The 8,913-nt window shown below is 72.3% G+C and carries 7 protein-coding genes; 3 read left to right on the top strand and 4 right to left on the bottom strand.

Features of this window, described 5'->3' with window-relative positions; translation table 11 throughout:
* Together QR77_RS06850 and QR77_RS06845 are read left to right on the top strand one after the other, a co-directional pair.
* Positions 1-1,416: trifunctional class I SAM-dependent methyltransferase/NUDIX hydrolase/VOC family protein (locus QR77_RS06850; protein WP_078876513.1), on the top strand; the 1,416-nt coding region annotated here is incomplete at its 5' end.
* A 56-nt stretch (positions 1,417-1,472) separates the two neighbouring features.
* Entirely contained in the window at positions 1,473-2,855 is a 1,383-nt protein-coding gene (locus QR77_RS06845; RefSeq protein WP_040027421.1) for an FAD-linked oxidase C-terminal domain-containing protein, read from the top strand.
* Positions 2,856-2,920: 65 nt separating this feature from the next.
* Here QR77_RS06845 and QR77_RS06840 read toward each other — a convergent pair whose 3' ends face one another.
* Positions 2,921-5,017, bottom strand: coding sequence for a glycosyl hydrolase family 28-related protein (locus QR77_RS06840; protein ID WP_040020302.1), 2,097 nt, complete (start codon positions 5,015-5,017; stop codon positions 2,921-2,923).
* A gap of 221 nt (positions 5,018-5,238) precedes the next feature.
* Positions 5,239-6,198, bottom strand: a complete 960-nt coding sequence (locus QR77_RS06835) for a GNAT family N-acetyltransferase (protein ID WP_040020300.1) — start codon at positions 6,196-6,198, stop codon at positions 5,239-5,241.
* A 70-nt stretch (positions 6,199-6,268) separates the two neighbouring features.
* Here QR77_RS06835 and QR77_RS06830 point away from each other — a divergent pair, with 70 nt between their 5' ends.
* Positions 6,269-6,646, top strand: coding sequence for a GntR family transcriptional regulator (locus QR77_RS06830; protein ID WP_040020299.1), 378 nt, complete (start codon positions 6,269-6,271; stop codon positions 6,644-6,646).
* A gap of 16 nt (positions 6,647-6,662) precedes the next feature.
* Here QR77_RS06830 and QR77_RS06825 read toward each other — a convergent pair whose 3' ends face one another.
* Positions 6,663-7,772 (bottom strand): DUF5925 domain-containing protein, encoded by a 1,110-nt coding sequence (locus QR77_RS06825; protein WP_040020298.1) that lies wholly within the window; start codon positions 7,770-7,772, stop codon positions 6,663-6,665.
* Positions 7,773-7,879: 107 nt separating this feature from the next.
* On the bottom strand, positions 7,880-8,647 hold the full coding sequence (locus QR77_RS06820; RefSeq protein WP_040027420.1) for a polysaccharide deacetylase family protein: 768 nt from the start codon (positions 8,645-8,647) through the stop codon (positions 7,880-7,882).
* Positions 8,648-8,913: the final 266 nt, after the last annotated feature.

Genomic DNA, 8,913 nt, shown 5'->3' with positions numbered 1-8,913 from the left:
GCCGGGCCCGCCGACGTCCTCGACCTCGGATGCGGTACGGGCAGCCTCGCCCTGCTCGCCGCCGAGCAGGGCCACCGGGTGCTCGCCGTCGACCTCTCGCCGCGCATGGCCGCCCTCGCCGGGGCGAAGCTGGCCGGGACGGGCGCCGAGGTGCTGGTCGGTGACGCGGTGCGGCCGCCGGTGGGGGAGCGGACCTTCGACGTGGTGCTGGCCCGGCACATGCTGTGGATGATGCCGGACCCCGAAGACGTTCTGCGGCACTGGACCTCGCTGCTCCGGCCCGGCGGCCGGCTGGTGCTGATCGAAGGGGTCTGGAACGGTACGGGCCTGCCCGCCGCGCGCGTCACCGCCGCGCTCACCCCGCTCACCGAACAGGTGCGCCACGAACCGCTCTCGGCCGACGCGACGCTGTGGGGCCGCCCCGTCGACGACGTGCGGTACGCGGTCGTCGCGCAGCTCACGCCCACCCCGCCCGCGCCTCGGCAGCGCCACCGCGAAGTGGTCGCCGTCCATCTGATCCTGCGCCGGGGCGACGAGGTGCTGCTCGCCCGCCGCTCCGGCACCGGGTACGCCGACGGGCTGCTGAACAGCCCATCCGGGCATGTCGAGGACGGCGAGGACGTCGTCAGAGCCATGATCCGCGAGGCGTCCGAGGAGATCGGCCTCGAACTGGCTCCGGACGATCTGCGGGTCGCGCTGGTCATGCAGCACAGCGGTCCCGGCGGCCAGCCCCGCACCGGCTGGTTCTTCGAGGCGGAGTACGGATGCGGCGGCGAGCCGTACAACCGCGAGCCCGAGAAGTGCTCCGGGCTCTCCTGGCACCCGCTGTCCGCCCTCCCCGACGACATGGTCGCCTACTGCCGGGCGGGCTTCGACGCCTACCGCGAGGGCGCCAGGTTCGTCCTCCACCGGCACGCGGACGACGGAGCGGCCGCGTACGCACCGGGCGGCCCGGACCGCGCGGTGCGGCTGCCGACGACCACCGGCGGCCTGCCGCACCACATCGAGCTGTGGGTGCCGGAGCTGCTCCAGGCCGAGGCGTCCTGGGGATGGCTGCTCGGCGAGCTGGGCCATGTCCCGTACCAGCACTGGGAGCACGGCCGCAGCTTCCGGCGCGGCGACACGTATGTGGTGATCGAGCAGTCGCCGGACCTCCGCCCGGGCGGCCACGACCGCCGCGCGCCCGGGCTCAACCATCTCGCGTTCCATGTCGCCGGCCGCGCCGCGCTCGACGCTCTGGTGGCGCGTGCGCCCGAGCACGGCTGGACGCTGCTGTTCGCGGATCGCCATCCGTACGCGGGAGGAGAGGGCCACTACGCGGCGTATCTGACCGACGCCGCCGGGTACGAGGTGGAGCTCGTCGCGCCCGCCAGGACCACCCGGAAGGATGAGCCGCCGGAGCGAGTGGCACAGTGAAGGGAGGATCGTCCGTGGTCAGGGCGCCGTAGGACGAGAAAGAGGGACGTGTGGACATGGATGGCTTCGTTGACGAACTGGCCGCGCTGCTGCCCCCCGACCGGGTGGTGCGGGACCCCGACGCCTTCGCCGGGTTCGTTCACGACGAGGCCGAGTGGGCTCCGCACGGACAGCCCGCCGCCGTCGTACGCCCCCACACCGCCGAAGAGGTCAGGACCGTGGTCCGGCACTGCCTGGAGCACGGCGTCCCCGTGGTGCCGCGCGGCGCGGGTACGGGACTCTCGGGCGGCGCCAACGCGACAGCCGGCTGCGTGGTCGTCTCCTTCGAGCGGATGCGGGCGGTCAAGGAGATCAACACCGGCGAGCGGCTGGCCGTCGTCGAGCCCGGCGTGGTCAACAACGATCTGCGCGCGGCCTGCGCCGAGCACGGCCTGTGGTACCCGCCGGACCCGGCCAGCGCGCCCTGGTCGACGATCGGCGGGAATGTGGCCACCAACGCGGGCGGCCTGTGCTGTGTGAAGTACGGCGTCACCGGCGACTACGTGCTCGGGCTCCAGGTCGTCACGGGTACGGGCGAGCTGGTCCGGCTCGGCCGGCGTACGGCGAAGGGCGTGGCCGGTCTCGACCTCACGTCGCTGATGGTGGGCTCCGAGGGCATGCTCGGGCTGATCACGGAGATCACCGTACGGCTGCGGCCGCAGCGCCCCGACGAGCACACCGTGGTCGGCTACTTCCCCTCGGCCGCCTCGGCGGGCGCCGCCGCGGCGGCCGTGGCGGCGGCGGGGGTGACGCCCTCCGCGCTGGAACTCATCGACCGGCACTGCCTGGCGGCGGTCGACGCCTGGAAGCGGATGGGGCTGTCCGCCGAGGCGGACACGCTGCTGCTCGGCCGGGTGGACGCGCCGGGCGTCGCCGGTGAGCAGGACGCGGAAACGATGCTGGAGTGCTTCAACGGCGCCGGTGCCACCTGGGCGACCCGGTCGACGGACCCCGAGGAGGCCGAGGCGCTGTTCGACGCGCGGCGGCTCGCCTACCCGGCGGTGGAGCGGCTCGGCCCCGTACTGACCGAGGACGTCTGCGTACCGCTCGCCGCCGTCGCTGAGATGCTCGGCAGGGTCGACGAGATCGGCCGCCGGCACGACACCCTCATCGCCAACATCGCCCATGTGGGCGACGGCAATCTGCACCCACTGCTGATCACCCCGCCGGGCGACGAGGCCGCCAGGCACCGTGCCCAGGCCGCGTTCGACGAAATCATCGCCGCGGCGCTGGAGTTGGGCGGCACCGTCACGGGCGAGCACGGGGTGGGCCTGCTCAAGCGCGACGGCCTCGAAGCCGAGCTGGGCCCCGAGGTGCTGGACATGCAGCGCGCGGTCAAGGCGGCGCTCGACCCGCACAACATCCTCAACCCGGGCAAGGTCCTGACGGCGAAGTCCTGACGGCGAAGTCCTGACGGTATCCGGGGGTGGGGCGCCAACGCGGCGCCCCACCCCCGGACCGGGCGTCACCAGGCGGTCGGTGCCGGGGGCGCGGTCACCGGCGGACGGTCGTCGCAGGTGATCGTGTTCGGCAGTTCCCAGGGGGCGAGCCAGGGGCCCGTCGTGCCGCCGCCGTCGTTTCCGCCGAGGTCGGTGAGCGTGAACTCCGAACCGGCGGGCGTGAAGTGGAACGATCCGCAGTTGTTGACGCCGACCGCGCCCACGTTGCGCGCGTCCACGTTCTCGAACGACGCGGAACCGGCCACCCGGGCGCTGACGACCGAGGTGCCCGTGCCGTCGACCCGGATGTCCTTGAAGTGGACATTGGTGATCGAGTACAGGTCCTTCACCGGGAAGTCGCTGACGAGCATGATCGCGTTGTAGGTGCTGTCGAGGAAGTGGTCCCCGGTCACCTGGATGTCCGCGTCGATGTTCTTCTCCAGCGCGTAGAGCCAGACGGCGCCGAGCCCGATGTTCCAGTTCAGCTCGAACGTCCCTGCCCGGACCGTGGTGTTGTCCTTGATCCGCAGGTATCCGGTGAACGCCTCGGCGCCGAAGCGGGATCCGGCGTGGATGGCGCTGCCCTCCCGGATCGGGTCCGCGATCAGGTTGCCGGACACGGTGTTGTCGGTGCCGCCGTAGACCGCGATGCCGTTCGCGAGGACCGGTGTCTGCACGGTGTTGTGGTCGATCGTGTTGCGCGCGTCCTCGGTCTTCTCGGACCACAGGGCCAGGGCGTCGTCACCCGTGTTGCGGACGACATTGTTCGAGACGACCGAATCCGTCACCCCGGTATGGAAGTTGAGGCCGTCGGCGATCTGGTCGACGATGACGTTGTTCGTGATCCGCAGGTGGGACATCGGTCCGTCGAACCACAGCCCCACCTTGGTGTGCTGGATGTACAGGCCGTCGACGGTCAAGTCGCTGAGCGACCCGCCCACCCCGTTCACCTGGTCGGTGTCGACGCGCTCCCGTACGTCACCCTGGATCGCGAAGCCGGACAGGTGCACGTCCGAACTGCCCCCGGCGGAGGCGTCCTTGCCGTAGAAGCCGACCCCGGTGTGCAGCGAGCCGTCGGCGGCGGGGGTACTGAGGGTGACTTGATGTCCCTTGAAGACCGTGTACCAGCTTCCCGCGCCCTCGATCGTCACCCGGTCGACGACGATGTGCCGGTTGACCTGGTAAGTGCCCGGCGGGACATAGACCTTGAGGTGGGCGCGCTTCGCGAAGGCGATGGCCTTGTCGATCGCGTCGGCCGAGTCACGCCGGCCCGACGGGTCGGCGCCAAAGGCGAGCACGTTTGCCGCGAGGAGGGCGACATGCGGCGCGCCGACGAGTTCCGAGTCGAGCAGGTCGACGGTGGTCGTCGCCGCGCGGCTCCCGGCCGGCACCGTCAGCCGTACGGTGTCCCCCGCGCGGTACTTCTTGCCGAGCAGCAGGCGCTGCTCGTCGTAGAAGTGGTTCGGGCGGAACGGTGTGTTGATCACCGGGGCCGGTGTGGTGTCGGCCGGGACACAGGCGCACTCGGTGATCCACTGGTCGGGGTGGAGCAGGCCGGCGTTCGGGTCGTTCGAGAACGAGTACTGGTTGTACAGCCACGCGTACTGCGACGTGAGGGTCATGGTGGTGCGGTGTCCGCCGTTCACCGTGACGTCCAGCGGCGCGGTGATGCCGCCGCCGCCCGGGGCGTCCGGGATGCTGTACCGCACGGTGATCGCGTTGGCCGCCTTCGGCAGCGTGAACTCGACGTACTGCCTCGGTGTCAGCGTGACCGCCGACCGGCCCGACGCCTCGGCGGGCAGCGTGTACGCGGCCCGCCCCGGGCCGATGACGGTGCCGTTCGTCGCCGCGTTCTCCGCCTCCTGCTCGGCGAAGCCGACCTCGGCGCCCCGGCCGGTGACCAGCGAGGGATCGAGGGCGGCGCGGGTCACGACAGGGGCCGAGGCGGTCGCTGTGCCGGTACCGGTACCGGTGCCCGTGCCCGTACTCGTACCGGCGTGCGCGGCGCCGCCGCTCAGGACACCGAGGCCGAGGGCGGCCGCCGTCAGCGACGCGACCAGCGTGGCTCTTCGCCGGGGTCCGCCCGACCACCTGGCCGTGCCGGACGTGATGCTCCATGACATCGCAAGCTCGTTTCTCTCGGGAAGGTGAACGCGCGCGACGCTCGGCGGAGCTGCCGCCATGGGGGGAGCGGGGAGGGAACAGGGGGAGGGACAGGAGTGAGGAGCCCTTGGGGGTGAGGTGACATTAGGGCGCCCGTACCCCGTTCCACAAGGCTCCTGCGAGCTGATTTCGTCTCCCTGCCGCTCAGCTACGCGTATTCATCCATTTCTTGCGGCGAGAGTCATGGTTCGTTGCGAGCCGTGGGCAACTCGCGGACGTGGCGCACCTCCGTCCCGCAGATCTCGTAGCCGAACCACCGGTTCACCGCGAGCATCGGAGCGTTCCCGGCGTCGTTGCTGGTGAAGGCCTCCGTATGACCGGCCGCGCGGGCGCGCCGCAGCGAGTCCGTCTTGACCAGTCTGGCGAACCCCTGCCCGCGGAACTCCCGCAGCGTTCCCGTCATACCGGTGACATAGCGGGTGGCGCGGTCCGAATGGGCGGCGGTGAACGCCGCGATCCGGCCGTCCGGCGCCACCACCACCGACGTCAGGTCCCGGTCGAGGCACGGATGGTTCCAGGTCTGCCGCAGCCAGTCCTGGTAGTCGTCGAGCTCGGCGGAGATGTCGCCCGGCTCGTCGGCGCTGACCTCGGCGTCCGCTTCGAACAGCGGTCGCGGGTCGGCTGCGAGGTCCGCCGCGGTACGCAGCTCGAACCCGGCGGGCAGCGGCTTCAGGCCGGCCGGATCCGGCAGCGGGCCGCCGGCGAGGTCGAGGCGCAGGAAGCGCGCCGGGCGCCGGGGCGCGTAGCCGTGGCCCTCGGCGAAGGCCCGCTCGCGCGGCTCGTCGGTCACCCAGGCGTACACCCGCGTCGCGCCCCCGGCGGCGAGATGCTCCTCCGCCGCACGCAGCAGGAGCGAGCCCGCTCCCCGGCCCCTGTGCCCCGGATGCACGTGCGGGGTGACGGTTCCCTGCCCCGGATCCCGGCTCTCGTGCGCGAGCGAGACATGCGCGGCGCCGATGACCTCGCCGCCGGACTCGGCCACCAACAGCCGGTACTTCTGCGCGGGATGGGCGTTCTCGGTGGCGAAGAGGACGGACTCACCGGTGGTGACGAGGTACGGGATCGAGGCATGCCGCACACGTGCGACGGCCTCGGCGTCCTCCGGGCGGAAATCACGTACGAAGACAGAGGAGACAGACATGGGTCGGCACGGTAGCCGGGGCGCACGTCCGGCCGCCTCCGGATTGTCCGGGGTGGAGGACAATCGGCCCGTGACCCTGAAGATCGTGATCGACCCGGCAGCCGCGGCCGCGCCGTACGAGCAGCTCCGCGCCCAGATCTCCGCCCAGGCCCGCAAGGGCACCCTGCCGGTGGGCCACCGGCTCCCGACCGTGCGCGGCCTCGCGGGCGAACTCGGTCTCGCCGCCAACACCGTGGCCAAGGCCTACCGGGCGCTGGAGTCCGACGGGGTGATCGAGACACACGGCAGGAACGGCACCTTCGTGGCGGCGGCCGGTGACGCCGCCGAGCAGGAGAGCGCCGCCGCCGCGCGGGCGTACGCGGAGCGCGCCCAGCGGCTCGGGCTCGACAGGGCCGCCGCGCTCCAGGCCGTGGAGGAGGCGCTGCGCGCCGTCTACCCGAAGAGGTGACCCATCGGTCACCGCCTCACAGATACAGCCCCGCGTCCGAACCGGACTGCTGCGCGGGTACGGACGCGGGCCCGCTGCCCCTGCGCAGCGCGTACAGCTCCGCCAGCGTCGCGCCCTCCCGGCCGACCGCCGCCTCCCAGTCGCCTTCCTCCCCGCTCAGCCACGACACCGACTCCGACCGGGTCAGCGACCCCACCTCGATCCTGGCCAGGCAGCGACCCGGCCTGACCACGGCGGGGTGCAGTCGCTCCAGGTCCTCGTTGGTGGTCACCCCCACCAGTACGTTCCTGCCCTGGCCGAGGAGACCGTCGGTGAGGTTCAGCAGCCGTGACAGCGCCTGGCCCGCCGTGTGCTTGGCCTCGCCCCGGATCAGTTCGTCGCAGTCCTCCAGCAGGAGCAGCCGCCAGCGGCCCTTCGCCGATCCGTCGTCCTCGCCGATCGCGATGTCCATCAGATAGCCGACGTCGTTGAAGAGCCGCTCCGGGTCGAGTACGCAGTCGACCTGGCACCAGTCGCGCCAGGAACGCGCCAGCGTCCGCAGCGCCGAGGTCTTGCCGGTGCCGGGCGGGCCGTGCAGCAGGAGCAGCCGGCCCGCGATGTCGTCGGGAGTCACTTTCATCAGCCGGTCCATCGCGTCGGCCACCGGCGCGGTGTAGTTGGCCCTGACCTCGTCCCAGGTTCCGGCGGCGATCTGCCGGGTGGTGCGGTGCGGACCGCGCCGGGGCGAGACGTACCAGAAGCCCATCGTCACGTTCTCGGGCTGCGGCTCTGGCTCGTCCTGCGCGCCGTCGGTCGCCTGGCCGTGGATCTTCTCGGCCAGCTCGGACGTGACGGCGGTGACCGTGACATCGGCGCCACGGCTCCAGCGGGAGACCAGCAGCGTCCAGCCCTCGCCCTCGGCGAGCGTGGCGCTGCGGTCGTCGTCGCGTGCCGCCCGCAGCACGGTGGCCCCGGGCGGCAGCAGGGTCAGGCCCGACTTGACCCGGTCGATGGTCGAGCTGTGGGAGTACGGCTGCTCGCCCGTCGCGAAGCGGCCGAGGAACAGCGCGTCGACCACATCCGAGGGGGAGTCGCTGTCGTCGACGGTGAGCCGGATCGGCAGTGCGTCCTGAGGCTTGGCAGACATGTCGCCCATGATCCGGCACCGCGACGGCCGATGCACGGTGTTTTGCCCCGTGGCGGCCGCCGGCCCCGCACCGCCCCTTCGTCACCGCCGTCCCCCGGTCAGGCCCTTCACCGCCCGGTCACCGCCCGCGCGGCGGCGCGCGTGCGCCTGACGACCGCGTACCCCTTGGTCAGCGCGCGGTCCCTGGCGAACGTACGTCCGATCGCCCGCCCGTCGACGAGCCGTGCGAACTCCGCCATGCCGGTGTCACGCCGTACGGTCACCCGCTTCAGGGCGTACGGGCCCTGGCGGCGGCGCGCCAGCGCGTTGCCCACGGCCAGCGACTGGCTGAAGCCGGCCGCGCCGACCGCTTGCCGTACCCGACGGTCGGAATAGCCGTACGGGTAGGCGAAGGAGTCCGGCGCCGTGCCCAGTTCGGCGGCGATGATCTCGCGGCAGTAGGAGATCTCGAACCCGAGCCGCGCGTTGTCGAGCTGGTCGAGCTGCGGGTGGGTGTGGCTGTGGCCGCCGATCTCCGTGCCCGCGGCGGCCAGTTCACGCACCTGGTCCCAGTCGAGCATGGTGTCGAGGGCACCGCCCTCGTCGTGGCGGCCGCGCAGCCAGCCCGTCGACAGGAACACGGTGGCCCTGAAGCCGAGCGAGGCGAGGACGGGAAGGGCGTGGCGGTGCACCCCTTCGTAACCGTCGTCGAACGTGATCAGCACCGGCCGCATCGGCAGCGGCGCGCCCGTACGCCAGGCCGTGCCGAGCGCAGCCGTGGTCAGCGGGGTGAAGCCGGTCTCACGGAGCAGCTCCATCTGCTCGGCGAACGCGTCGGGGGAGACGGAGAGGCCGTGGGTGGCGGGCGCCGGGCTGTACGCGACGGCGTGGTACATCAGGATCGGTACGGGCCGCGCCGCGGCGTACGCGGCGGATGGCCCGGACGCGGCGAACGCCCCGGGCGGCGCGGTGGGTAAAGATACGGCTGCGGTGGACGGCGCGGACGGCTCCGCGCGACCCACCGGGCCCGGCGTCGCCGCCGGGCCCGATGCGTTCCTCGTCATACGGCGGCCCCGGAGCGGTCGGCGCCCGAACCGGCCTGCCCTGCTTGCCCGCCCTGTTGCCCTGCTTGCCCGGCCTGCCCTGCCTGTTCGGAGGCGGC

Source organism: Streptomyces sp. 150FB (genome assembly GCF_000818195.1).
Classification (GTDB): Bacteria; Actinomycetota; Actinomycetes; order Streptomycetales; family Streptomycetaceae; genus Streptomyces.
The sequence above is the reverse complement of the archived record's forward strand: the minus strand, read 5'-3'. Positions and strand labels throughout refer to the sequence as shown.